Raw genomic sequence first — 25,312 nt, 5'->3', positions numbered from 1 at the left:
ATTATTGGCATGGCGAAGAGCGACGACGCAGCAACTCCCCCCGCAGGCAAAGGCAAGCTCAAGCTGATCCTGTTGATTGTGCTCGGCCTGCTCCTGGCGATCGGTGCCTCGGTGGGCGGCACCTGGTACATCATGCACAGCAGTGCGAGCAAACCGGCGCCCACCGCCGAAACTGCCACGAACGTCAAGCAACCGGCAATCTTCGAGCAGATGCTTCCGGCCTTTGTCGCCAACTACAACCAGAATGGTCGTCAACGCTACCTGCAGGTGAGCATCACCTTGTTGGCGCGCAACCAGGCGGACCTGGATGCCCTCAAGGTGCATATGCCGGTGATCCGCAACAACCTGGTGATGCTGTTCTCCGGGCAGAGCTTCGACAGCCTGGCCACGCCAGTCGGCCAGGAAATGCTGCGCCAGAAGGTCACTGCCAGCGTGCAGGAAGTGGCCCAGAAAGAACTCGGCAAAGTCGTGGTCGAGCAGGCGCTCTTCACTAACTTCGTATTGCAGTAGGATCACGACATGGCCGTGCAAGACCTGCTGTCCCAGGATGAAATCGACGCGCTGTTGCATGGCGTGGACGATGGTCTGGTACAGACCGAAATGGCTGCCGAACCCGGCAGCGTCAAAAGTTATGACCTGACCAGCCAGGATCGCATCGTGCGGGGACGCATGCCGACCCTGGAGATGATCAACGAACGCTTTGCCCGCTACACCCGCATCAGCATGTTCAACATGCTGCGCCGCTCGGCGGACGTGGCCGTGGGCGGCGTGCAGGTGATGAAGTTCGGTGAGTACGTGCACTCGCTGTACGTGCCCACCAGCCTCAACCTGGTCAAGATCAAGCCTTTGCGCGGCACTGCGCTGTTCATCCTCGACGCCAAGCTGGTGTTCAAGCTGGTGGACAACTTCTTCGGTGGCGACGGCCGTCACGCCAAGATCGAAGGGCGTGAATTCACCCCCACCGAACTGCGGGTGGTACGCATGGTGCTGGAGCAGGCCTTCATCGACTTGAAGGAAGCCTGGCAGGCGATCATGGAAGTCAATTTCGAGTACATCAACTCGGAAGTGAACCCGGCCATGGCCAACATTGTCGGCCCCAGCGAGGCCATTGTGGTGTCGACCTTCCACATCGAACTCGATGGCGGTGGCGGCGACCTGCACGTGACCATGCCTTACTCGATGATCGAACCGGTGCGCGAAATGCTCGACGCCGGCTTCCAGTCCGACCTCGACGACCAGGACGAACGCTGGGTCAAGGCCCTGCGTGAAGACCTGCTGGACGTCGACGTGCCGCTGAGCGCCACCGTGGCCCGCCGCCAGTTGCGCCTGCGCGATATTTTGCACATGGCGCCTGGGGACATCATCCCCGTCGACTTGCCGGAAGAGCTGATCATGCGCGCCAACGGCGTGCCGTCGTTCAAGGTCAAGCTCGGTTCCCACAAGGGCAACCTGGCGCTGCAAGTGGTTGAGCCGATCAACCGCCGCTGATTCAACCCCAATTCATGATTGTTTGCTGCGCCGAGGACATGTAATGGCTACCGAACACGAAAACACTTCCGCCGAAGACCAGGCCCTGGCTGACGAGTGGGCTGCGGCCCTGGAAGAAACCGGCGACGTTGGCCAGGACGACATCGACGCGCTGCTGGCCGCCGACGCCGCCACCGCGCCGGCCGGCAACCGCCTGGCCATGGAAGAATTCGGCAGCGTGCCGAAGAACAACGACCCGGTGAGCCTCGACGGCCCGAACCTGGATGTGATCCTCGACATCCCGGTGTCGATTTCCATGGAAGTGGGCAGCACCGAAATCAACATCCGCAACCTGTTGCAGCTCAACCAGGGCTCGGTGATCGAACTGGACCGCCTGGCCGGCGAGCCGTTGGACGTGCTGGTCAACGGCACCCTGATTGCCCATGGCGAGGTGGTGGTGGTCAACGAGAAGTTCGGCATCCGCCTGACCGACGTGATCAGCCCGAGCGAACGCATCAAGAAGTTGCGCTGAGATGAAGTACTCGATGGCGGGACTGTTGCTGGCGCTGCCATTGAGCGCGTTGGCGGCTGAGCCGGTGGCGCAGGTGGCTGCGGCGCCAGCGGTCGGCAGCGTCGGCGGGCAGTTGACGCAACTGGTGCTGGGCCTGTTGTTGGTGATCGGCCTGATCTTCCTGCTGGCCTGGTTGATGCGCCGTGTGCAGCGTATCGGCCCGGGCAACGGCCAGGTGATCGAGCTGGTGGGCTCGCGCGCCCTCGGCCCGCGTGATCGGCTGGTGCTGGTGCAAGTGGGCGAAGAGCAGATCCTGCTCGGCATCACTCCCGGCCGCATCACCCCGCTGCATGTACTCAAGACCCCGGTGGACGCGGTCAAGACCGAAGCCGCCACGCCAGAATTCGCCCAGCGCCTGATGGAGTTGCTGGGCAAGGATCAGAAGGATAAGAAGTAATGCGCGTTTTGTTGACGCTCATGCTGTTGCTGGCCGCGCCGATGGCCCTGGGCGCCGACCCGTTGTCGATCCCGGCGATCACCCTGGGCACCAACGCGGCGGGCGCCCAGGAATATTCGGTCAGCCTGCAGATCCTGCTGATCATGACGGCGCTGAGTTTTATCCCGGCGTTCGTCATGCTGATGACCAGCTTTACGCGGATCATCATCGTCTTCTCGATCCTGCGCCAGGCCCTGGGCCTGCAGCAGACGCCGTCGAACCAGATCCTCACCGGCATGGCGCTGTTTTTGACGCTGTTCATCATGGCGCCAGTGTTCGACAAGGTGAACCAGCAAGCCCTGCAACCTTATCTGGCGGAAAAGCTCACGGCCCAGGATGCCATCGACAAGGCCCAGGGCCCGATCAAGGACTTCATGCTGTCGCAAACGCGATCCAGCGACCTTGAGCTGTTCATGCGCCTGTCCAAGCGCACCGACATCGCCACCCCGGACCAGGCACCGCTGACCATCCTGGTACCGGCGTTCGTCACCTCCGAATTGAAGACCGCGTTCCAGATCGGCTTCATGATCTTCATCCCGTTCCTGATCATCGACCTGGTGGTGGCGAGCGTGTTGATGGCCATGGGTATGATGATGCTGTCGCCGCTGATCATCTCGTTGCCGTTCAAGATCATGCTGTTTGTGCTCGTGGACGGTTGGGCGCTGATTATTGGCACCCTGGCCGGCAGTTTCGGAGGGGTATAGCGCTATGACGCCAGAAGTCGCCGTCGACCTGTTCCGAGAAGCGCTGTGGCTGACCACCCTGATGGTCGCCGTGCTGGTGGTGCCGAGCCTGTTGGTCGGCCTGCTGGTGGCGATGTTCCAGGCCGCCACCCAGATCAACGAACAAACCCTGAGCTTCCTGCCGCGCCTGCTGGTGATGCTGGTGACCCTGATTGTCGCCGGCCCGTGGCTGGTGCAAACCTTCATGGAATACATCCTGCAGTTGTATGGCAGTATTCCGCAGTTGATCGGCTGAGCCGATGCAATCCTTGCTGGCCTTGACCGACACCCAGATCAGTACCTGGGTGGCCTCGTTCATCCTGCCGCTGTTTCGCGTCACGGCCATGCTGATGGCCATGCCGGTGTTCGGCACCACCCTGGTACCGCGTCGTGTGCGCCTGTATTTCGCGGTGGCGATCACCGTCGTAATCGTGCCTGGCCTACCGCCGATGCCGCCGGTGAACGCCCTCGACCTGAGCGCCTTGCTGCTGATTGCCGAACAGATTCTGATCGGTGCCATGCTGGGGTTTTCCCTCATGCTGTTCTTCCAGGCGTTTGTGATCGCCGGGCAAATCATCTCGATCCAGATGGGCATGGGCTTCGCGTCCATGGTCGACCCCACCAATGGCGTGTCGGCGGCGGTGATCGGGCAGTTTCTGACCATGCTGGTGACCTTGCTATTCCTGGCCATGAACGGTCACCTGGTGGCATTCGAAGTGTTGACCGAGAGCTTCACGACCTTGCCGGTGGGCTCTGGCTTGGTGGTCAACCATTTCTGGGAACTGGTGGGGCGCCTCGGTTGGGTGCTGGGGGCTTCGCTGTTGCTGGTGCTGCCGGCGATCACGGCGCTGTTGGTGGTCAATATTGCGTTTGGCGTGATGACCCGTGCAGCGCCGCAACTGAACATCTTCTCGATTGGTTTCCCGCTCACCCTGGTGTTGGGTATGGGGATTTTCTGGGTCGGCCTGGCTGACATTCTCAATCAGTATCAACCGCTGGCCACCGACGCCTTGCAGTTCTTACGTGACCTGGCACGGGCGCGCTGAGCCATGGCCGAGAGCGAGAGTGGTCAGGACAAAACAGAAGACCCCACGGAGAAACGTAAAAAAGACTCCAGGGAAAAGGGCGAGATCGCTCGCTCCAAAGAGCTCAACACCTTCGCCACCATGATCGCCGGTGCAGGCGCCTTGCTGATCTACGGCGGTGGCCTGGCGCTGGACCTGCTGGAGATGATGAAACACAACTTCAGCTTGCCCCGCGAAGTGTTGCTCAACCCCGATGCCATGGGCCAGTACCTGCTGCATTCGGGCAAAATCGCGCTGCTGGCGGTGCAGCCGATCCTGATCACCTTGTTGCTGGCCGCGCTGATCGGCCCGGTGGCCCTCGGCGGTTGGCTGTTTGCCGCGGGCAGCATGGCGCCCAAGTTCAGCCGCATGAACCCGGGGGCGGGGCTCAAGCGCATGTTTTCCGCCAAGGCCCTGGTGGAATTGCTCAAGGCCCTGGCCAAGTTTTTCCTGATTCTGTTCGTGGCGTTGGCGGTGTTGTCGTCCGACATCGACGATTTGCTGCGCATCGCCCATGAGCCGCTGGAATCAGCGATCATCCACAGCGTGCAAGTGGTGGGCTGGAGTGCGCTGTGGATGGCGGCCGGGCTGATCCTCATCGCCGCCGTGGATGCGCCGATCCAGTTGTGGGAAAGCCACAAGAAACTGCTGATGACCAAGCAGGAAGTGCGCGACGAGCACAAGGACCAGGAAGGCCGCCCCGAGGTCAAGCAACGCATCCGCCAACTGCAGCGGGAAATGTCCCAGCGCAAGATGATGGCCTCGGTGCCCGACGCCGACGTGGTCATCACCAACCCGACCCACTACGCCGTAGCCCTCAAGTACGACCCTGAAAAGGGCGGTGCACCAATGCTGCTGGCCAAGGGCAGCGATTTTACCGCGCTGAAAATCCGCGAAATCGCGGTGGCCAACGACATTCTGCTATTGGAGTCGCCAGCATTGGCGCGCTCGATTTTCTACTCCACCGATCTGGACCAGGAAATCCCCGCCGGCTTGTACCTGGCCGTTGCACAGGTACTGGCCTACGTTTACCAAATCCGTCAATACCGCGCCGGCAAGGGCAAGCGGCCTGATCCGCTCAAGGATTTGCCGATCCCGCCGGACCTGCGTCGCGATTCCTGAACGCTCCTGTGGTGTGCTGTTTACCTGTCAACTTTGACAGTAGCCATTACGCCGCCTTCACTGTTTGATACAGCGATGAGGCGTGCAGCTCTGCACGACTCGGGAGGCGGTGATGGATAGGGGTACGGTCAGGTGGTTTGATGCGGTCAAAGGCATCGGCTTTATTGCCCGGGATCGCGATGGCAACGAGGTTGCCGTCCAGTCGACAGGCGCTCAACGCGGTGATGTCCCACCCACCTCTTCCAAACCGCGAAAACCCCGCAAGCGCAAGAAACCCTCGGATGCATGAATCTTCTGCTGTTCCACCGCTACCACCCATCGGCAGCTCGCGTCTACCTGTCAACTCTGACAGTAGCCAAAGGATATTTCCCGTTGTTCTATGACTGAACCAAACACTGCGCGTATGTAGTAAACGAGATGCAGGGAGAGCGGGATTGAAGGTGGCTACAGGAACTGTCAAATCCTATGACTGGGTCAGGGGCGATTGGCTGATCGAATTGGATGATGAGGCAGAAGAGGTATTTATCAATCGCAAGGATTGGCGTTGCACAGCGCTGTCGGTGGGTAAGCAACTGAGGTTTCAAATGGTCCATCGGCCCAAGGGCGTCTATGCGTTGCCCGTCAGGGTGCATCACCGGGGTGGGTTGGGTTCTGAGTAAGGGTAAGGAGAGCGGCAATGGCAACGGGTACTGTGAAATGGTTTAACGCGGAGAAGGGGTTTGGTTTTATTACCCAAGATGATGGAGGGCTCGATGTGTTTGCCCATTACTCGGCAATTACGACGGCTGGGTACAAAAGCCTGGATGAGAATCAAAAAGTAGAGTTTGACATCACACAAGGTCCAAAAGGCCCACAGGCTGAGAATATACGACCTGTTTAGAGCGCACCCAATCATCCCCAGACAGAAATCAGTCCAAATGTGGGAGGGGGCTTGCCCGCGATAGCAGTGGCTCAGTCAATGAATCCATTGCCTGATACACCGCGATCGGAGGCAAGCCCCCTCCCACAGTTTTGACCGTGTCACCCGCTACCTGCGGTGTTCGTCGGTCTTGCTCCAGCTCGATCAACTGCGCAACGCCGAGCAATTCCAGTGTGAAACGTTTGATTTGAGCGAGGCTGCCACTTAATCGCCCCGCGCAGTCGCCATAACGACGAACAGTGCGCCTTTTTTTCCTCCGATAAGCCCTCTCGGCTCTTGGGCAGGTTGGCTGTATCAACTACCTGTCAACGTTGACAGTAGTCAGCGTCGGTTCCAGCTGTTCTATTACCTATGCACGTATGCAGTAAACGAGATGCAGGGAGTGCGGTCTTGAAGGTGGCTACGGGTACGGTCAGGTATTACGTCTGGCTCAGAGGCGATTGGTTGATCAAACCCGATGGCGGGAGAGAGGATGTGTTTATCAATGGCAGGGACTGGCGTTGCACTGCGCTGTGGTTTGGCAAGTGCATGGAGTTCCAAATGGTCCATCGACCCGAGGGTATTTATGCGCTGCCTATCAAGTCGCACAGCCCACGTGAGTCGGGTCTCAAATGAAGTGTAGGGAGAATGGCAATGACAACTACAACTGGCAGAGTGAAGTGGTACAACGATGAAAAAGGGTTTGGTTTTATTACTCGGGATGATGACGGGACGGACATTTTTGCCCATTTCAAGGACATCCAGTCAGATGGTTTTAAATCTCTGATGGAGGGTCGGGAAGTAGAGTTTGAGGTCGTACAAGGTTCAAAAGGCCTGAAAGCTGTGGCAATACGGTATATTTAAAGCCCACCCAATCATCCCAGACAGAACTCAGTCCAAGTGTGGGAGGGGGCTTGCCCCCGATAGCAGTGGATCAGTCAATGAATCCATTGCCTGATACACCGCGATCGGGGGGCAAGCCCCCTCCCACAGTTTGGACCGTGTCACCCGCCGCTTGCGGCGCTCTTTATTCCGACGCCAACGGGCAAGCGATCAGCCAGTAACTGCGCCAGTTCGATCAACTGCGCAACGCCGAGTAATTCCTCTCGTTTCGAACCTTCCAGGTCAAAGGCCAGGTCGCAGCTCAAGGCGTTGGCCGAGGCGAGTGTTTCACTGAGGTTGACCAGCAGGTCTTCGGTGCTGATGCCGTCGGCTACGGTAAACAGCCGGGCGGGGGGATTTGGGGTAGGTTTGATCACTGTGAAGCTCCTTATGAAAGTGAAGCCGCCACTGATCGCCGCGACGCGATGGAGGGTGGCAGCTGTACGCAGGTTCGCGGACCGGTGAAGGAGCAACCCGGCATACCCGAAGGTATCCCGCGCACAGCCGCCATAGCGCCGCACAGTAGACGATAAAAAACCGCTTACTGAAAGGGAGATGGTGCTTTTGCTCCGTTGTGAACCGGGCCGCGACGCCCGTCCGCTGCGTTTGCAGCGGTGTACGGAGACTAGAGATCACATTTCCTAGGGGCAACCCCAAATCCATGTCGGAAATTTCCTCGATATCCACGATGCACACAAATCCAAATGTGGGAGCTGGCTTGCCTGCGATAGCTGACTCACAGCCACTATCCCAGTGCCTGACACACCACATCGCAGGCAAGCCAGCTCCCACACTTGAATAAGTTACCACCCGACGATCGTCCCGAAAGCAAAGTTGGAAGGCTTCTTGCAACCCCGCCTCCAAGTCGCCCTCCAGCGTCAAAACTTTGCTTCAAGGACCCGAGGAATACCGGTGGTAGATCGCTCTCAAATGCTCAACACGGCCCGTGGCACCCTGACTGACCTGTCGCGGGGCAATCTGGGTGTGCCGTTGTTGTTGCTGGTGATGCTGGCAATGATGATGTTGCCGATGCCGCCGTTCCTGCTCGACGTGTTCTTTACCTTCAACATTGCCCTGTCCGTCGTCGTGTTGCTGGTGTGCGTGTACGCCTTGCGGCCGCTGGATTTCGCGGTGTTCCCGACGATTCTGCTGGTGGCGACCCTGCTGCGCCTGGCATTGAACGTCGCTTCCACGCGGGTGGTGATGCTCCACGGCCAGGACGGCCACGCCGCCGCCGGTAAGGTGATCCAGGCCTTCGGTGAGGTGGTGATCGGCGGTAACTATGTGGTCGGTATCGTGGTGTTCGCGATCCTGATGATCATCAACTTCGTCGTGGTGACCAAGGGCGCCGGGCGGATTTCCGAGGTGAGCGCGCGGTTTACCCTCGACGCCATGCCCGGCAAGCAGATGGCCATCGATGCCGACCTCAACGCCGGCCTGATCGACCAGAACCAGGCCAAGTCGCGCCGGGCCGAAGTTGCTCAGGAAGCCGAGTTCTACGGCTCCATGGACGGCGCCAGCAAATTTGTGCGCGGCGACGCCATCGCCGGCCTGTTGATTCTGTTCATCAACCTGATCGGCGGCGTGGCCGTCGGTATGTTTCAGCACGGCATGACATTCGGCGATGCCGGCAAGGTGTACGCCTTGCTGACCATCGGTGACGGTTTAGTGGCGCAATTGCCATCACTGTTGTTATCCACAGCGGCGGCCATCATGGTTACCCGTGCTTCGGGCTCCGAAGACATGGGCAAGCAGATCAGCCGGCAGATGTTCGCTTCGCCCAAGGCCCTGGCCGTGGCGGCGGGCATCATGGCGATCATGGGCATTGTGCCGGGCATGCCGCACTTCTCGTTCCTGAGCATGGCGGCCCTGGCGGGTGGTGCGGCGTACCTGTTCTGGAAAAAGCAGAACCAGGTCAAGGTCCAGGCTCAACAGGAAATCGCCCGTCAACAGGAGCTGCTGCCATCCCCGGCCCGCGCCCAGGAAACCAAGGAGTTGGGCTGGGACGACGTCACGCCCATCGACATGATCGGCCTGGAAGTCGGTTACCGCCTGATCCCGCTGGTCGACCGCAACCAGGGTGGGCAACTGCTGGCGCGGATCAAGGGTGTGCGCAAGAAACTGTCCCAGGACCTGGGTTTCTTGATGCCCACTGTGCATATCCGTGACAACCTCGACCTGGCCCCCAGCGCCTATCGCCTGACCCTGATGGGGGTAATCCTGGCCGAAGCCGAGATCTACCCGGACCGCGAACTGGCGATCAACCCCGGCCAAGTGTTCGGTACGCTCAACGGTATTACCGCCAAAGATCCGGCTTTCGGCCTGGAAGCGGTGTGGATCGAAGTCAGCCAGCGCAGCCAGGCGCAGTCACTCGGTTACACCGTGGTGGATGCCAGCACCGTGGTCGCCACGCACCTCAACCAGATTCTCTACAAGCACTCCCACGAGTTGATCGGCCACGAGGAAGTCCAGCAATTGATGGGCTTGCTGGCCAAATCGTCGCCAAAACTGGCCGAAGAACTGGTGCCTGGCGTGCTTTCACTGTCGCAGTTGCTCAAGGTGTTGCAAGCGCTGTTGGCCGAACAGGTGCCCGTGCGCGACATTCGCAGCATTGCCGAGGCCATCGCCAACAATGCCGCCAAGAGTCAAGATACTGCCGCTCTGGTGGCGGCGGTGCGTGTCGGCGTGTCCCGCGCAATCGTGCAAAGCATTGTAGGGACTGAGTCCGAGCTGCCTGTGATCACCCTGGAGCCCAGGTTGGAACAAATATTGCTCAATAGTATTCAGAAGGCAGGGCAAGGCCAGGAAGAGGGCGTTTTACTGGAGCCAAGCATGGCTGAAAAGCTGCAGCGTTCGTTGATCGACGCCGCACAGCGCCAGGAAATGCAGGGCAACCCGGTGATCCTGCTGGTGGCCGGCCCGGTTCGCGCGATGTTGTCGCGGTTCGGACGCCTGGCTGTACCGAATTTGCACGTGTTGGCTTACCAGGAAATTCCTGACAATAAGCAAGTGACTATTGTCGCGACAGTTGGGCCCAATGGCTGAGGTAGTGGGTTATGCAAGTTAAGCGTTTTTTCGCCGCCGATATGCGTCAGGCCATGAAACTGGTCCGTGATGAGCTGGGCGCCGATGCCGCGATTATCGGTAACCGTCGTATCGCCGGCGGTGTCGAGCTGACGGCTGCCCTGGATTACACGCCGCAGGCGCTGGCCCCGCGCGTGCCGAACATGGAGCTCGAAGACGAGCTGCGCAAGACCGCCTCGCGCATTGTGTCGGCCCAGGCTGAACTGAGCATGCGCGGTGACAGCGATGCCAGCACCAATCGCCAGTTGTTTGCCGGCCTGCCGCTGACCGCCGCCGAGCCGCTGGTTGAACCCACCTTTGTCGAACCGCCGCGTCCTGCAGCGCCTGCCCCGGCTGCCGCAGTTGACCAGCGCGTGATTGACTCGATGCGTTTTGAACTCAACGGCCTGCGTGAATTGCTCGAAGTGCAGCTCGGCTCGCTGGCCTGGACCCAACTGCAAGGCAGCAAGCCGCAGCAAGCCAACCTCTGGCGTCGCCTGCAACGCATCGGCCTGTCCGGCCCGTTGTCCCGCGACCTGCTGGCTTTGACCGCCGAAGTCGAAGAACCCCGCCAGGCCTGGCGCATGCTGCTGGCGCACTTGGCGCGCATGATTGCCACGCCGGAAATCGAACCCCTGGAAGAGGGCGGTGTAATCGCCATGGTCGGCCCCGCCGGCATGGGCAAGACCACCACCCTGGCAAAGCTGGCGGCCCGTTACGTGCTTAAATATGGCGCGCAGAATATCGCCCTGGTGAGCATGGACAGTTACCGTATCGGCGCTCAGGAGCAGCTCAAGACCCTGGGCCGCATCCTCAACGTGCCGGTGACCCATGTCGACCCGGGCCAGTCCCTGGCCAATGCCCTCGACCCGTTGCTGCGCAAGCGCGTGGTGCTGATCGATACCGCCGGCCTGCAAGCCAGTGATCCGGCGCTGCGCATGCAGCTCGAGAGCCTGGCCGGGCGAGGCATCAAGTCAAAAAATTACCTGGTGCTTGCAACCACCAGCCAGAAACAGGTTCTTACCGCTGCTTATCACAGTTACAAGCGTTGCGGCCTGGCCGGTTGCATCCTCACCAAGCTCGATGAAACCGCGAGCCTGGGCGAGGTGTTGAGCCTGGCCATCAGCCATGAATTACCGGTTGCCTACCTCACCGACGGGCCGCGGATCCCGGATGATCTGCATCTGCCGCGCCGTCATCAGTTGGTCAGCCGTGCCGTGAGTGTGCAAATGCAAGACGAGCCTAGCGAGGAAGCGATGGCCGATATGTTCGCCGACCTTTACCACCACCCGGCTAAACGGGTGGGTTGAGGCAGGATGAACACCGTGAAATGTACCTACATCGATGGTCTGCAAGCGATTCACGCGGCCAAGCCATGTAGCCTGCGTCTAAGCAAGACAAGGTAAAGAAATAAAATGGGCAGCATGCATCCCGTACAGGTGATCGCGGTGACCGGCGGCAAAGGTGGCGTCGGCAAAACTAACGTGTCAGTGAATTTGTCCCTGGCCCTGGCAGAGCTTGGCCGTCGCGTCATGCTGCTGGATGCTGACCTGGGCTTGGCGAACGTGGACGTTCTGCTGGGGCTGACACCCAAACATACCCTGGCCGATGTGATCGAGGGCCGCTGTGAGCTGCGCGACGTGCTGCTCCAGGGCCCCGGAGGCATTCGCATCGTGCCGGCGGCCTCGGGCACCCAGAGCATGGTGCACCTGAGCCCCGCGCAGCATGCCGGGCTGATCCAGGCGTTCAGCGACATCGGCGACAACCTCGACGTGCTGGTGATCGACACCGCCGCCGGGATCGGCGAGTCGGTGGTCAGCTTCGTGCGCGCAGCGCAGGAAGTGCTGTTGGTGGTGTGCGACGAGCCCACCTCGATCACCGATGCCTACGCGCTGATCAAACTGCTTAACCGTGACTACGGCATGAACCGCTTCCGCGTTCTGGCCAACATGGCACAGAGCCCGCAGGAAGGGCGCAACCTGTTCGCCAAGTTGACCAAGGTCACGGATCGCTTCCTCGATGTGGCTTTACAATACGTCGGCGCAGTTCCCTATGACGAGTGTGTGCGCAAGGCCGTGCAAAAGCAGCGTGCGGTCTACGAAGCGTTCCCTCGTTCGAAATGCGCACTGGCGTTCAAGGCCATTGCCCAGAAGGTCGATACCTGGCCGTTGCCCGCCAACCCGCGGGGGCATCTGGAGTTTTTCGTCGAGCGTTTGGTGCATCAGACGAGCGCAGGACCGGTGCTATGACATCCAGCGGCTACAACCTTTACAAAAAGTCGGCACGTGACAGCCAGGGCGAATTGATCGAGCGCTATGCGCCGTTGGTCAAGCGCATTGCCTATCACCTGTTGGCGCGCCTGCCCGCGAGTGTGCAGGTCGAAGACTTGATCCAGGCCGGCATGATCGGCCTGCTTGAAGTCTCGACCAAATACGACGCCAGCAAGGGTGCCAGTTTCGAAACGTATGCGGGTATCCGTATCCGTGGCGCGATGCTCGACGAAGTGCGTAAAGGCGATTGGGCGCCGCGTTCGGTACACCGCAATACGCGCATGGTCAGCGATGCAATTCGTGCAATTGAAGCAAAAACCGGTCGTGACGCTAAAGATCATGAAGTTGCGGCCGAACTCCAATTGAGTCTCGACGATTACTACGGGATTTTGAACGATACCTTGGGCAGCCGCCTGTTCAGTTTCGACGACCTTTTACAGGACGGCGAGCACGAAGGGCTGCACGAGGACGGCGCGAGCGCGCATACGGAGCCGTCACGCGATCTGGAAGATGAACGTTTCCAGGGCGCGTTGGCCGATGCAATCGCCAATTTGCCAGAGCGTGAGCGGCTGGTGCTGGCGCTGTACTACGACGAAGAGCTGAACCTCAAGGAAATCGGTGAGGTCCTGGGGGTCAGCGAATCGCGTGTCAGCCAGTTGCATAGCCAGTGCGCAGCCCGCTTGCGGGGGCGATTGGCCGAGTGGCGCGCGCGCTGACAGGCAGTGTGGGGGCACTGCAGACGCTGCCGTGAGATCGCAAGGTTTCGCGGGTGTGTGCCGTGGTGCCCTGGGCAGTCCTTTTTGTGTAACGCCTGTTGATTGAAATGGCGCGTCCAGGTGCTGGGCGCGTTTAAGACTGCTTGGAGGTCGAATTGGACAAGAACATGAAAATCCTCATCGTTGATGACTTCTCAACGATGCGGCGGATCATTAAAAACCTGTTGCGTGACCTTGGGTTCACCAACACGGTCGAGGCGGATGACGGCCTGACGGCCATTCCGATTCTCAACAGTGGGAGCATCGACTTTCTGGTGACCGACTGGAACATGCCGGGCATGACCGGTATCGACCTGCTGCGCCATGTGCGCGCCGATGAAAAACTGCGCAGCCTGCCTGTGCTGATGGTGACCGCCGAAGCCAAGCGCGAACAGATCATCGAAGCCGCCCAAGCCGGGGTCAACGGATACGTGGTCAAGCCATTCACGGCACTGGCCTTGAAAGAGAAGATCGAGAAAATCTTCGAACGCATCCACGGCTAATGCCATCGCGGGGGAGCTATGGAGCATAACGAAACGTCACAGGGCGACTTTGAGTCGACCCTGAAAAAACATGCTCACCAGTTGGTCGACAGCCTGGAAAAAGGCCAGTTCGCCGATGCGGTGCAGTTGATCCATGAGCTTAACCAGACCCGTGACCGCGGCCTGTACCAGGAAGTGGGCAAGCTCACACGCGAGCTGCACAGCGCAATCGTCAATTTCCAGATTGACCCGCGCATGCCCCAGGCCGAAGAAATTTCCCAGATCACTGATGCCACTGAGCGCCTGTCCTATGTGGTCAGGCTGACTGAGGCAGCGGCCAACCGCACCATGGACCTGGTGGAAAACGCCACGCCCCTGGTCAACGGCATGGCCACCGAAGCCCAGGCCTTGAGCCAGGACTGGGGCCGCTTCATGCGCCGCGAAGTGGGCGCTGAAGAGTTTCGTGAATTGGCGCGTCGCGTCGACGGGTTCTTGTCGCGCAGCGAACAGGAAAACCGCACGGTGGCCAGCAACCTCAACGACATCCTGCTGGCCCAGGATTACCAGGACCTCACCGGCCAGGTGATCAAGCGCGTGACCCAGTTGGTCACCGAAGTGGAAAGCAACTTGCTCAAATTGGTGCTGATGGCCGGCCAGGTCGATCGTTTTGCCGGCATCGAACATGACCGCGAAGCGATCCTCTCGGAAAAAGATCCACAAAAACATCTCGCCAAGGGTGAAGGTCCGCAGATTCATGCCGATAAACGTGAAGACGTTGTGTCAGGTCAGGATGACGTAGATGACCTGTTATCCAGTTTAGGCTTCTAAGGAGCACCCACATGAGCTTCGGCGCCGATGAAGAAATCCTTCAGGATTTCCTTGTAGAGGCCGGCGAAATTCTAGAGCAACTGTCCGAACAACTGGTCGAGCTGGAAAGCCGACCGGATGATGCGAACCTGCTCAATGCAATTTTTCGCGGTTTTCACACTGTAAAAGGGGGCGCCGGCTTCCTCCAGCTCCATGAGCTGGTGGAGTGCTGCCACATCGCCGAGAACGTCTTCGACATCCTGCGCAAGGGTGAGCGTCACGTCGACTCGGAATTGATGGACGTGATTCTCGAAGCACTGGATGCGGTCAACGGCATGTTCAGCCAGGTGCGTGAACGTGCACCGATCACTGCCGCCACGCCGGAACTGCTGGCTGCCCTGGCGCGCCTGGCCGAACCTGCCGACACCGCGGCTGCGCCGGTGGTCGAGGCCGCGCCGGAGCCGGTGGCGCAAGTCGAGCCGGACGTGACCGACAGCGAGTTCGAACAACTGCTCAACTCCCTCAGCGCGGTCAAGGCCGAAGCTGAAGCGCCGGTGCAGCCCGCCGCGACGCCGAGCAGTGAAGACATTACCGACGCCGAATTCGAGTCGTTGCTCGACCAGTTGCACGGCAAAGGCCAGTTCGCAGCAGATGCCGTGGCCCCGCCTGCCGCTGCGCCAGAAGCACCCGCTGCCAACGCCAGCACCGACATCACCGACGACGAGTTCGAGGCACTGCTCGACCAACTGCACGGCAAAGGCACCTTCGTGGCCGAAGCGCTGCCGGAAGTTGCGGCCACGGCTGCCGCTCCGGCTGCCAAGGCTGGGCCAGCCGACGACGGGCTGATCTCCGATCACGAGTTCGAAGCGCTGCTGGACGAGCTGCACGGCAAAGGCAAGTTCACCGAAGTGGCCCCGGCTGCCGCCGCAGCGGTCGCCACCGCAGCACCGGCGGCTGCCAAAGCGCCTGCGCCAGTTGCCAAGCCAGCACCCGCGCCGGCACCTGCCCGTGCAGCGGCACCGGCCGCGGCGGAAAAGCCCGCCAGTGAAGCCGAAACCACCGTGCGCGTGGATACCGCGCGCCTGGACGACATCATGAATATGGTGGGCGAACTGGTGCTGGTGCGTAACCGCCTGGTGCGCCTGGGCCTGAACAGCGGCGACGAAGCCATGCAGAAGGCCGTGTCGAACCTCGACGTGGTCACCGCCGACCTGCAAACCGCGGTGATGAAAACGCGGATGCAGCCGATCAAGAAAGTCTTCGGCCGTTTCCCGCGCCTGGTTCGCGACCTGGCGCGCCAGCTCAAGAAAGAAATCAACCTGGAGTTGGTGGGCGAAGAAACCGACCTCGACAAAAACCTCGTCGAGGCTCTGGCCGACCCGCTGGTCCACTTGGTGCGCAACGCGGTCGACCACGGTGTAGAAACCCCGGAAGAACGCGAAGCCGCCGGCAAGTCCCGCAACGGCAAGGTGATTTTGGCGGCGGAGCAAGAGGGCGACCATATCCTGCTGTCGATTACCGATGACGGCAAAGGCATGGACCCGACCATTTTGCGCAATATCGCGGTCAAGCGCGGCGTGATGGACAAGGACGCCGCCGACCGCCTCACCGATACCGAGTGCTACAACCTGATCTTCGCCCCGGGCTTTTCGACCAAAACCGAGATCTCCGACGTGTCCGGGCGTGGCGTGGGCATGGACGTGGTGAAGACCAAGATCAGCCAGCTCAACGGCTCGATCAATATCTACTCGACCAAGGGCCAGGGCTCAAAGATCGTCATCAAGGTGCCGTTGACCCTGGCGATCATGCCGACCCTGATGGTGATGCTGGGCAACCAGGCGTTCGCCTTCCCGCTGGTCAACGTCAACGAGATCTTCCACCTCGACCTGTCGCGCACCAACGTGGTGGACGGCCAGGAAGTGGTGATCGTGCGCGACAAAGCGTTGCCGCTGTTCTACCTCAAGCGCTGGCTGGTGGCCTCGGCCGCCCATGAAGAACAGCGCGAAGGCCATGTGGTGATTCTGTCCGTGGGCACCCAGCGCATCGGCTTTGTGGTCGACCAACTGGTGGGCCAGGAAGAGGTGGTGATCAAGCCTTTGGGCAAGATGCTGCAGGGCACCCCGGGCATGTCGGGCGCAACCATTACCGGTGACGGTCGCATCGCACTGATTCTCGATGTTCCGAGCATGCTCAAGCGTTACGCCGCACGGCGTATTTGATTCTGGTGGGGCAGGGCGGTCATGCCCGCCCCGCCTAACGGAGTGTTTATGGCAGTCAAGGTCCTGGTGGTGGACGATTCGGGTTTCTTCCGCCGCCGCGTCTCGGAAATTCTTTCCGCTGATCCAACGATCCAGGTGGTCGGCACGGCCACCAACGGCAAAGAGGCGATCGATCAAGCCATTGCCTTGAAGCCGGACGTGATCACCATGGACTACGAGATGCCGATGATGGATGGCATCACGGCCGTGCGCCACATCATGCAACGCTGCCCCACACCGGTATTGATGTTCTCGTCGCTGACTCACGAAGGCGCGCGGGTGACCCTCGACGCCTTGGATGCCGGCGCGGTGGATTTTTTGCCGAAGAATTTCGAAGACATCTCGCGCAACCCCGACAAGGTCAAGCAGATGCTGTGCGAGAAGGTGCACAGCATTTCCCGCAGTAACCGTCGCAGCTTGTTCAGCACGCCCGCGGCAGCTGCCACGCCTGCGCCCGCAGCAGCGGCGCCGACCTCGTCGTTTGCGCGCCCGGCGCCTGCGCCCGTGGCCCGGCCTGCGGTCGCGCCGGTACGTGCCGCCGCAGCGCCGAGTGCGCATTCGCCCGCGCCCAAGCGCAAGGCTTACAAGCTGGTCGCCATCGGCACCTCCACCGGCGGCCCGGTGGCCTTGCAGCGGGTATTGACTCAACTGCCGGCCAACTTCCCGGCGCCGATTGTGCTGGTGCAACACATGCCGGCGGCGTTCACCAAAGCCTTCGCCGAGCGCCTGGACAAGCTGTGCCGTATCACCGTCAAGGAAGCCGAGGATGGCGATATCCTGCGTCCTGGCCTGGCACTGCTGGCGCCGGGCGGCAAGCAGATGATGGTGGATGGGCGTGGCGCGATCAAAATCCTGCCGGGCGATGAGCGCCTGAACTATAAGCCGTGCGTGGACATCACCTTCGGTTCTGCAGCCAAGTCCTACGGCGACAAAGTTCTGGCGGTGGTGCTCACCGGCATGGGCGCCGATGGCCGTGAAGGTGCGCGCCTGCTCAAACAGGGCGGTAGCGCCATCTGGGCCCAGGATGAAGCCAGTTGCGTGATCTATGGCATGCCCATGGCCATCGTCAAGGCTGACCTGGCCGATGCGGTCTACAGCCTGGACGACATCGGCAAGCACCTGGTGGAGGCCTGCCTCTGATGGATGTCTTGAGCCTGATCGGCATCACCATGGCATTTGTCGCCATCATTGGTGGCAACTACCTGGAGGGCGGCCACCTCGGCGCCTTGGCCAACGGCCCGGCAGCGCTGATCGTGATCGGTGGCACCGTGGGCGCGGCGTTGTTGCAGTCGCCCCTGAGCTCGTTCAAGCGTGCCATGCAGATTCTGGTGTGGATCATTTTCCCGCCACGGGTCGACCTGGCAGGCGGCATCGACCGCGTGGTCAATTGGAGCCTCACCGCCCGCAAGGAAGGCCTGCTGGGCCTGGAAGGCGTGGCCGATGCCGAACCTGACAGCTACGCGCGCAAAGGCCTGCAGCTGTTGGTCGATGGCGCCGAACCGGAAGCGATCCGCAGCATCCTCGAGGTGGATTTCTACACCCAGGAAAGCCGTGACATCAATGCGGCCAAAGTCTTTGAAAGCATGGGCGGCTACGCGCCGACCATCGGCATCATCGGCGCGGTAATGGGCCTGATCCACGTGATGGGCAACCTGGCCGACCCCTCGCAACTGGGCAGCGGCATTGCCGTGGCGTTTGTCGCGACCATCTACGGCGTGGCCAGTGCCAACCTGGTGTTGCTGCCGGTGGCCAGCAAGCTCAAGTCGATTGCCATGCGCCAGTCGCGTTATCGCGAGATGTTGCTCGAAGGCATCCTGTCGATTGCCGAGGGCGAAAACCCGCGCTCCATCGAATTGAAGCTTCAGGGCTTCATGGATTGATGGGTATGCACATTGAGCTGTGGCCAGTGAGCTTTATGTGGCGAGCGAGCTTGCTCGCGCTGGGCTGCGAAGCAGCCCCAAAACCAGGCACCGCAATCTGTCTGAACAAACGCGTTGCCTGGATGGGGGCCGCTTCGCGCCCCAGCGCGAGCAAGCTCGCTCGCCACAGTAAAGCGGCCAATAGCGGTCAGGGAGGTATTTGCCTGTGAGCCGTCGCCGTCGCGAGCCTGAAGAGCACGTCAACCACGAACGCTGGCTGGTGTCCTACGCGGACTTCATCACCTTGCTGTTCGCGTTTTTCGTGGTGATGTACTCGATCTCGTCGATCAACGAAGGCAAGTACAAGATTATTTCCCAGGCGCTGGTCGGTGTGTTCAACGATGCCGAGCGGGCGCTCAAGCCGATCCCCATCGGCGAAGAGCGGCCCAAGACCGTGACCCCGGCCAAGCCCCTGGTCAATGACAGTGAGGAAACCGCCGCCGGCATCCAAGGCACCAGCGACCCGCTCAAAAGCATCGCCGATGATATCAGTGCCGCTTTTGGCGACCTGATCAGTTCCAACCAGATGACCGTGCGCGGCAATGAGTTGTGGGTGGAGATCGAGCTGAACTCCAGTCTGTTGTTCGCCAGTGCCGATGCGTTGCCCAGTGACCAGGCGTTCACGATCATCGACAAGGTGGCGGCGATCCTCAAACCGTTTGAAAACCCGATCCACGTAGAAGGCTTCACCGACAATTTCCCTATCAGCACTGCGCAGTACCCGACCAACTGGGAACTGTCCTCGGCCCGCGCATCGAGCATCGTGCGCATGTTGGCCATGCAGGGCGTGAACCCCCAGCGCCTGGCGTCGGTGGGCTATGGTGAATTCCAGCCGGTGGCCAATAACGCCACGGTGGAAGGCCGCGCCCGTAACCGCCGGGTGGTGCTGGTGGTCTCGCGTAACCTGGATGTGCGTCGCAGCCTGACCGGTACTGGCACCGCCAATGCCACCCCGGATGCGGCGTTGAAGCGTGCTGGCACACAAACTGCACCGCCCGTTGTCAAGCCGCCGGTCCGACCGAGTAACGTCAATTCTCCGTCGCTGGCTCAATAACCGTATGCAATGTCTCGGTCGCGCCTGTGCCCGCCGGGAGGAACCAACCGAATGAGAGTCTGGGCAGTTGCCAATCAAAAGGGTGGGGTCGGCAAGACCACCACTTCCATCGCCTTGGCCGGCTTGCTGGCCGAAGCGGGCAAGCGTGTGGTCGTGGTCGACCTGGACCCCCACGGTTCCATGACCAGCTATTTCGGCTACGACCCGGATGCGCTGGAACACAGCTGCTATGACTTGTTTTTACACAAGGGCAGCGTGCCGGCGGATCTGCCTGGGCAACTGCTGTTGCCCACCAGCAACGAAAGCATTTCCCTGCTGCCGTCGAGCACCGCCCTGGCCACCCTGGAGCGCCAGTCGCCAGGCCAGAGCGGCCTGGGCCTGGTGATCGCCAAGACCCTGGCGCAGCTGTGGCAGGACTTCGATTACGCGATCATCGACAGCCCGCCGTTGCTCGGCGTGCTGATGGTCAATGCGTTGGCGGCCAGCCAGCAATTGGTGATCCCGGTGCAGACCGAGCACCTGGCGGTCAAGGGCCTGGAACGCATGGTCAGCACCCTGGCGATGATCAACCGTTCGCGCAAGCAGGCGCTGCCGTTCAGCATCGTGCCGACCTTGTTCGACCGTCGCACCCAGGCGTCCCTCGGCACCTTGCGCGTATTGCGCGATGCCTACCCGGACACCATCTGGAATGGCTACATCCCGGTGGACACGCGCTTGCGTGACGCCAGCCGTGCCGGGCTCACACCGTCGCAGTTCGACGGCAAGAGCCGTGGCGTGCTGGCCTACCGTGCGTTGCTCAAGCACCTGCTGTCGCAACAGCTTGTGGCGCAGGTGGCGTGATGAACCGTCCTGTCGAATTCAAGACCCGCCCGCAACTGGCTCTGGAATCCTACCTGGATGCCTTGCTGCAGGATGCGACGGCCGAGGAACTGCCAGAACCGATTCTGGTACTTGAGCCTGCTGTCGAACCCGAAAGCCCGCTGGGTGAATTCCAGCAGGCGGTGATGGAAGAACAGGCGCGGGATGCGCAGGTGGTGGAGGCTCCCGTGGTGGTGCCGAGCGCCCCGGCAGTGGTGGCCCCCCCGGTGGTCGAACCGCTGGTGGACGTGCACTTGCCGCCCAGCATCACGCCGCCGCCGGTGACGGGCGACGGTCGGCCCTCATGGGCTGCCGAGCCGTTCGAGTGCCTGCTGTTCGACGTCGCCGGGTTGACCCTGGCGGTGCCGCTGGTGTGCCTGGGCTCGATCTATTCCCTGGAAGGCCAGGAGCTGACGCCGCTGTTCGGGCAGCCGGAGTGGTTCCTCGGCATCCTGCCCAGCCAGGCTGGCAACCTCAAGGTGCTGGACACGGCGCGCTGGGTGATGCCCGACCGCTACCGCGATGATTTTCGCCAGGGCCTGCAATACGTGATCTCGGTGCAGGGCTACGAGTGGGGGCTGGCGGTGCATCAAGTCAGCCGCTCGTTGCGCCTGGACCCCAATGAAATCAAATGGCGCAGCCACCGCGGCCAGCGGCCGTGGCTGGCGGGCACTGTGATCGAACACATGTGCGCGTTGCTGGATGTCGCCGAACTGGCCGAGTTGATCGCCAGCGGTGCGGTGAAAGCAATGCCACAGAACAAACGCAGTTGATTGAACAATAAGGGCCGTGCGGTTGCACGGCCTACGTGCACACACGCCGTCGATAGCGGCATTTGAAGGGGTCAGATGAATGAACAAGTCAGCGTCCGCACAAGGTTTGGATGATCCGATCCTGCAATGGGTGACCTTCAAGCTGGACAACGAAACCTACGGCATCAACGTGATGCGCGTGCAGGAAGTGTTGCGCTACACCGAGATCGCCCCGGTTCCAGGCGCGCCAAGCTACGTGCTGGGCATCATCAACCTGCGCGGCAACGTGGTGACGGTGATCGACACCCGCCAGCGGTTCGGCCTGGACACGGTTGAAGTCAGCGACAACACCCGTATCGTGATCATCGAAGCCGACAAGCAAGTGGTCGGCATCCTGGTCGACAGCGTGGCCGAGGTGGTTTACCTGCGCCAATCGGAAGTGGAAACCGCACCGAACGTGGGTAACGAAGAGTCGGCCAAGTTCATCCAGGGCGTGTGCAACAAGAACGGCGAACTGCTGATTCTGGTTGAGCTGGACAAGATGATGAGCGAAGAAGAATGGTCGGAACTGGAGAGCATCTGATTGTTCCTTGAGGCAGCGGTGATTGTCCTGGCCCTGTTGTGGGCCGGGACCTTGGCGTTTGTGCTGCGCTATCTGCGCCAGCAGCGGGAGTCGGCCTTGCAACAGGCCGAGCGCGATGCGGTGCGCGACCGGCGCATTCTGGAACTGGTCAAGCGTGTTGATCACTTCCAGCAAAGTGCGGTGCGGGTTGGGGATGAAGTGCATGAACTGCGCGCGATTCTCGCGCCGTTGCCCGACAGGTTGGTGCAGTTGGAGCAGCGTGATCCGTCGAACCTGTCGTTTGCCCAGGCGGCCAAGCTGGTCGGCATGGGGGCTACGGTGGATGAGTTGACTCAGTCATGTGGGCTGACCCAGGCTGAGGCGCAGTTGATGAGTAAGTTGCACAAGGGCTGATTCTCGACGCGGCTTGGCCGCCGCAGCGATCAACTGTGGGAGCTGGCTTGCCTGCGATGACGGCCTACCAGCCGACACCTCTCTACCTGACACCCCCCGATCCAACTGTGGGAGCGGGCTTGCTCGCGAAGGCGGCCTGACAGGCGACGCTGTTATAGCGAGTACATATCCATTCCTGCGGTAACGGCCACTTAGGGTTCCGCCCTGACGGCGGCTAACCCGGCGTCCTGCCGGGTTACCCACGAATTCAAGCCTGCGTTCGGCCAGCGTGGTTTAACGGGGCGCCTGAGATCAAAAGCAGAGCAAGATCAAGATCAAGAGCGGCTCGCTTCGCATCGTGGTTACCGTTGGGTGGCAGATTTGAGGTCTTTGTCGATTGAACCGCCGCCATCGCAGGCAAGCCAGCTCCCACTTTTTGATCTGTGTACTTCAATCAATTTTCTCCAGCCACAGACTTTTCCTGTTCCCCAAAGGTCAACATCCTTCAAGCACCTTGACCCAGGAGATTCTCCCAAATGACCGCCCCCAAAGCCCTGTTGATCCTCCACGGCAAACAAGCCCTCAACGAGGATGTGCGCGCCGCCGTGCTGGCCCGGCGTGAGCAGGGTTGGGAATTGGCCGTGCGGGTGACCTGGGAGGGCGGCGATGCTCGGCGACTGGTCAATGAAGCCCTGGCCGAGGGGTACACCCATATCATTGCCGGCGGTGGCGACGGCACCTTGCGCGATGTGGCCGAAGCCATGGCCCATGCCAACACTGACGCCAGCCTGGTGCTGATGCCCCTGGGCACCGCCAATGATTTCGCCAAGGCCGCCGGCGTGCCGTTGGAGCCGGCTGGCGCCCTGGCCTTGCTGGACGTACAGCCCAGGGCGATCGACCTTGGCCAGGTGGGTGGGCAAATCTTCTTGAACATGGCCACCGGTGGTTTTGGCAGCCAGGTCACGGCCAACACGTCCGAAGACCTGAAGAAGGTCCTGGGCGGTGCCGCGTACCTTTTTACCGGTTTAACCCGCTTCAGTGAATTGAAAGCCGCCTACGGTGAATTGGAAGGCCCGGATTTCCATTGGAAAGGCGAGTTGCTCGCGCTGGGCATCGGCAACGGTCGCCAGGCCGGTGGCGGGCATGTGCTGTGCCCGGGTGCATTGGCTGATGACGGGCTGTTGGATGTCAGCATCTTGCCGGCGCCTCAAGAGGTGGTCGGCACGTTGCGTGAGTTGATGAACAACGGCTGGGGCCTGGACACCATGTTCGTGCGCGCACGCTTGCCCTGGGTGAAGATCAAGGTCGCGCAAGGCTTGTACATCAACCTCGACGGCGAGCCGCTGGAAGGCGACGACCTGCACTTCGAGGCGCTGCCCAAGGCCCTGCGCGTGCACTTGCCGCTGGGTTCGCCGTTAGTCGTCCAGGCTGATGATCTGCTCACGCACGGCAAATAGCACCAGGCCCGCCACGTCAAAAATCTGCAAGCGCTTCATGATCTGCGAGCGGTGGGCTTCGACGGTCTTGATACTCAGGCCCAGGCCGTGGGCAATTTCCCGGGTGGATTTGCCGCGCACGATCAAGCGCAGGATTTCCAGTTGTCGCGCCGTCAGGTTGTGGCTGTGGGCGACAGGCGCGCTGGAGCTCTGGCTACGGATCAGCGCCTGGTTGATCACTGTGTGGGCGATGGCGGGGCTCAGGTAGCGTTCGTTGTTACGCAGCGCCTGCAGGGCATGTTCCAGCTCGTTGGCGGTGGTGTCCTTGAGCAGGTAGCCGTGGGCACCAGACTCAAGGGCGCGCATGATCATCTCGGGATCGGTGTGCATCGACAGGATCAGCACTTTGCACTTGGGGTAGGCGCGCTTGAGTTGCTGCAAGGCATCCAGACCCCCGGTGTGTTTCATCGACAGGTCCAGCAGCACAATGTCGGGCTGCAGGGCGCAGAATTTCTCAAGCAGTTGCGCGCCATCGCTGGCCTCTCCAACGACGGCGTAGCCGGGGATATCCAGGATCAGCGCACGCACGCCGGCGCGGATCAAGGCATGGTCATCGACCAGGAGCAGATTGCAGGTCACCGGAGAACCTTATGGGCACTGGCCCGTTCGAGGGCGCGGGGGGCCCAGGGGAAAAGTGCGTGGATGCGTGTGCCGTTGCCCGGCTGGCTGCTGACGGACACGGTGCCGCCCAACTGGTGGGCCCGTTCGCACATGCCGGCCATGCCCCGTTGGCCTTCCTTGCCGGGGTCGGCGGCAGGTGCGAAGCCTTGGCCGTCATCGCATATCGTCAGGGACAGCCCTTCCGGCAAGCGTTGCAGGCGCACCAGCAGGTTGTGTGCCTTCGCATGGCGCAGCATGTTGGTGACCGCTTCCTGGGTGATGCGAAAGGCCGCCACGGCCATTTCTTCGGGAATGCCGGTGAGGCGTTGCTGGCACTCCAGGCTCCAGCACACCTGGGTATTTTCCAGGGCCTTGAGCAGGTGCGCGCGCAGGCTGGCTTCCAGCCCCAGGCTTGCCAGTTGGCGAGGGTTGAGAATGGCGGACACGTCGCGCACCTTGGCCAGGGTTTCATTGAGCGTATTGCACAGCACCGAGCAATGAATTTGCAGGTCTTGGGGCAGTCGACGCTGCAACCATTCGCTCTGCAACTTGGCGGCGGTCAGCAGTTGGCCGATGTCATCGTGCAGCTCGCGGCTGAGGCGGTGGCGTTCGTTTTCCTGGACTTGCAGCAGGCGGTCGGCCAGCTCCTGGGGCTGGAACTTGATGGCTTTGCGCGAGCGCCACTGGTGCAGGGCGACCACTGCCAACGTGACCAGGTTGAGCAACACAATCACTAACGGCAGCGGCGCGCCTTGCAGGTAAACCCACAGGCTGACCAGCAGTGAGCACAGGCACAGGGCAAGGATGAGGGGGCGCGCATGGCGGCGGGACACGAACCTTGCGATGAGTGACTTGAGGCTGGCGTACATAGCGGATGGAGC

Annotated in this window: 28 protein-coding genes; 25 read left to right on the top strand and 3 right to left on the bottom strand. The window is 61.1% G+C overall.

All coding sequences use genetic code 11. The features are described 5' to 3' along the window. Nucleotides 1–9 precede the first annotated feature (9 nt). From fliL to JJD66_RS08825, 10 genes are all read left to right on the top strand, one after another. Nucleotides 10–510 (top strand): flagellar basal body-associated protein FliL, encoded by a 501-nt coding sequence (gene fliL, locus JJD66_RS08875; RefSeq protein ID WP_019818373.1) that lies wholly within the window; start codon nt 10–12, stop codon nt 508–510. A 9-nt stretch (nt 511–519) separates the two neighbouring features. Then, on the top strand, nt 520–1,488 hold the full coding sequence (gene fliM / locus JJD66_RS08870; RefSeq protein ID WP_014719344.1) for a flagellar motor switch protein FliM: 969 nt from the start codon (nt 520–522) through the stop codon (nt 1,486–1,488). A 43-nt stretch (nt 1,489–1,531) separates the two neighbouring features. Next, the gene (fliN, locus tag JJD66_RS08865; protein WP_003192941.1) at nt 1,532–1,999 is read left to right on the top strand and encodes a flagellar motor switch protein FliN; all 468 of its coding nucleotides are present in this window, start codon (nt 1,532–1,534) and stop codon (nt 1,997–1,999) included. Between the two features lies 1 nt (nt 2,000). After that, nucleotides 2,001–2,435, top strand: a complete 435-nt coding sequence (gene fliO, locus JJD66_RS08860) for a flagellar biosynthetic protein FliO (protein ID WP_034126791.1) — start codon at nt 2,001–2,003, stop codon at nt 2,433–2,435. Next, complete coding sequence (gene fliP, locus JJD66_RS08855) at nt 2,435–3,178, top strand: flagellar type III secretion system pore protein FliP (RefSeq protein WP_003192937.1); 744 nt, start codon at nt 2,435–2,437, stop codon at nt 3,176–3,178. The genes fliO and fliP overlap by 1 nt, the downstream gene beginning before the upstream one ends. 4 nt (nt 3,179–3,182) lie before the next feature. Further along, the gene (gene fliQ / locus JJD66_RS08850; protein ID WP_003192936.1) at nt 3,183–3,452 is read left to right on the top strand and encodes a flagellar biosynthesis protein FliQ; all 270 of its coding nucleotides are present in this window, start codon (nt 3,183–3,185) and stop codon (nt 3,450–3,452) included. Nucleotides 3,453–3,456: 4 nt separating this feature from the next. Next, entirely contained in the window at nt 3,457–4,242 is a 786-nt protein-coding gene (gene fliR / locus JJD66_RS08845) for a flagellar biosynthetic protein FliR (protein WP_034126792.1), read from the top strand. Nucleotides 4,243–4,245: 3 nt separating this feature from the next. Next, nucleotides 4,246–5,382, top strand: coding sequence for a flagellar biosynthesis protein FlhB (gene flhB, locus JJD66_RS08840; protein WP_054920172.1), 1,137 nt, complete (start codon nt 4,246–4,248; stop codon nt 5,380–5,382). Nucleotides 5,383–6,058: 676 nt separating this feature from the next. After that, nucleotides 6,059–6,262, top strand: a complete 204-nt coding sequence (locus JJD66_RS08830; protein ID WP_200647976.1) for a cold-shock protein — start codon at nt 6,059–6,061, stop codon at nt 6,260–6,262. Nucleotides 6,263–6,934: 672 nt separating this feature from the next. Next, entirely contained in the window at nt 6,935–7,144 is a 210-nt protein-coding gene (locus tag JJD66_RS08825) for a cold-shock protein (RefSeq protein WP_105229172.1), read from the top strand. Between the two features lie 140 nt (nt 7,145–7,284). Here the strand turns inward: JJD66_RS08825 and JJD66_RS08820 are convergent, their stop codons facing one another. After that, nucleotides 7,285–7,539, bottom strand: coding sequence for a DUF6124 family protein (locus JJD66_RS08820; protein WP_200647975.1), 255 nt, complete (start codon nt 7,537–7,539; stop codon nt 7,285–7,287). A 553-nt stretch (nt 7,540–8,092) separates the two neighbouring features. On the opposite strand from JJD66_RS08820, the gene flhA reads away from it, so the two are divergent. The 15 genes from flhA (at nt 8,093) to yegS (ending at nt 23,792) form a co-directional block, all read left to right on the top strand. Continuing rightward, nucleotides 8,093–10,207, top strand: a complete 2,115-nt coding sequence (flhA, locus tag JJD66_RS08815; RefSeq protein WP_198716714.1) for a flagellar biosynthesis protein FlhA — start codon at nt 8,093–8,095, stop codon at nt 10,205–10,207. Between the two features lie 11 nt (nt 10,208–10,218). Then, entirely contained in the window at nt 10,219–11,535 is a 1,317-nt protein-coding gene (gene flhF, locus JJD66_RS08810) for a flagellar biosynthesis protein FlhF (RefSeq protein ID WP_003192914.1), read from the top strand. 105 nt (nt 11,536–11,640) lie between these two features. After that, nucleotides 11,641–12,474 carry a flagellar synthesis regulator FleN gene (gene fleN, locus JJD66_RS08805; protein ID WP_003192912.1) on the top strand — a complete coding sequence of 278 codons (834 nt, stop codon included), beginning with the start codon at nt 11,641–11,643 and terminating at the stop codon, nt 12,472–12,474. Further along, nucleotides 12,471–13,211, top strand: coding sequence for an RNA polymerase sigma factor FliA (fliA, locus tag JJD66_RS08800; RefSeq protein ID WP_003192909.1), 741 nt, complete (start codon nt 12,471–12,473; stop codon nt 13,209–13,211). The genes fleN and fliA overlap by 4 nt, the downstream gene beginning before the upstream one ends. 167 nt (nt 13,212–13,378) lie before the next feature. Then, nucleotides 13,379–13,753, top strand: a complete 375-nt coding sequence (locus JJD66_RS08795) for a chemotaxis response regulator CheY (protein ID WP_003192908.1) — start codon at nt 13,379–13,381, stop codon at nt 13,751–13,753. Nucleotides 13,754–13,771: 18 nt separating this feature from the next. After that, on the top strand, nt 13,772–14,560 hold the full coding sequence (locus JJD66_RS08790) for a protein phosphatase CheZ (protein ID WP_003192906.1): 789 nt from the start codon (nt 13,772–13,774) through the stop codon (nt 14,558–14,560). Nucleotides 14,561–14,571: 11 nt separating this feature from the next. Beyond that, a complete protein-coding gene (locus tag JJD66_RS08785) occupies nt 14,572–16,758 on the top strand; it encodes a chemotaxis protein CheA (RefSeq protein ID WP_200647974.1) in 2,187 nt (728 codons plus the stop codon). A gap of 48 nt (nt 16,759–16,806) precedes the next feature. Beyond that, the gene (locus JJD66_RS08780) at nt 16,807–17,937 is read left to right on the top strand and encodes a protein-glutamate methylesterase/protein-glutamine glutaminase (RefSeq protein WP_200647973.1); all 1,131 of its coding nucleotides are present in this window, start codon (nt 16,807–16,809) and stop codon (nt 17,935–17,937) included. Beyond that, the gene (locus tag JJD66_RS08775) at nt 17,937–18,677 is read left to right on the top strand and encodes a flagellar motor protein (protein ID WP_003192902.1); all 741 of its coding nucleotides are present in this window, start codon (nt 17,937–17,939) and stop codon (nt 18,675–18,677) included. Before JJD66_RS08780 ends, JJD66_RS08775 begins: the two co-directional genes overlap by 1 nt. Before the next feature lie 205 nt (nt 18,678–18,882). Beyond that, nucleotides 18,883–19,770 carry a flagellar motor protein MotD gene (gene motD, locus JJD66_RS08770; protein ID WP_105227584.1) on the top strand — a complete coding sequence of 296 codons (888 nt, stop codon included), beginning with the start codon at nt 18,883–18,885 and terminating at the stop codon, nt 19,768–19,770. A 51-nt stretch (nt 19,771–19,821) separates the two neighbouring features. Beyond that, nucleotides 19,822–20,610 carry a ParA family protein gene (locus JJD66_RS08765; protein WP_014719332.1) on the top strand — a complete coding sequence of 263 codons (789 nt, stop codon included), beginning with the start codon at nt 19,822–19,824 and terminating at the stop codon, nt 20,608–20,610. Further along, nucleotides 20,610–21,401: a CheW domain-containing protein gene (locus JJD66_RS08760; protein ID WP_200647972.1), complete on the top strand. Its 792-nt coding sequence runs from the start codon at nt 20,610–20,612 to the stop codon at nt 21,399–21,401. The genes JJD66_RS08765 and JJD66_RS08760 overlap by 1 nt, the downstream gene beginning before the upstream one ends. Nucleotides 21,402–21,480: 79 nt before the next feature. Then, the gene (locus JJD66_RS08755; protein ID WP_003192896.1) at nt 21,481–21,963 is read left to right on the top strand and encodes a chemotaxis protein CheW; all 483 of its coding nucleotides are present in this window, start codon (nt 21,481–21,483) and stop codon (nt 21,961–21,963) included. Beyond that, complete coding sequence (locus JJD66_RS08750) at nt 21,964–22,356, top strand: DUF2802 domain-containing protein (RefSeq protein ID WP_105227582.1); 393 nt, start codon at nt 21,964–21,966, stop codon at nt 22,354–22,356. It begins immediately after the preceding gene. Nucleotides 22,357–22,871: 515 nt separating this feature from the next. Beyond that, a complete protein-coding gene (gene yegS / locus JJD66_RS08745; RefSeq protein ID WP_198716371.1) occupies nt 22,872–23,792 on the top strand; it encodes a lipid kinase YegS in 921 nt (306 codons plus the stop codon). Here the strand turns inward: yegS and JJD66_RS08740 are convergent. Next, nucleotides 23,751–24,410, bottom strand: coding sequence for a response regulator transcription factor (locus JJD66_RS08740; RefSeq protein WP_105227578.1), 660 nt, complete (start codon nt 24,408–24,410; stop codon nt 23,751–23,753). The two genes, yegS and JJD66_RS08740, sit on opposite strands and share 42 nt — an antisense overlap. Beyond that, nucleotides 24,407–25,300 (bottom strand): sensor histidine kinase, encoded by an 894-nt coding sequence (locus JJD66_RS08735; protein WP_034126804.1) that lies wholly within the window; start codon nt 25,298–25,300, stop codon nt 24,407–24,409. The genes JJD66_RS08740 and JJD66_RS08735 overlap by 4 nt, the downstream gene beginning before the upstream one ends. Between the last annotated feature and the right edge of the window lie 12 nt (nt 25,301–25,312).

Origin of the sequence: Pseudomonas sp. MF6751, assembly GCF_016613265.1 — a bacterium.
GTDB lineage: Bacteria > Pseudomonadota > Gammaproteobacteria > Pseudomonadales > Pseudomonadaceae > Aquipseudomonas > Aquipseudomonas fluorescens_BV.
The sequence above is the reverse complement of the archived record's forward strand: the minus strand, read 5'-3'. Positions and strand labels throughout refer to the sequence as shown.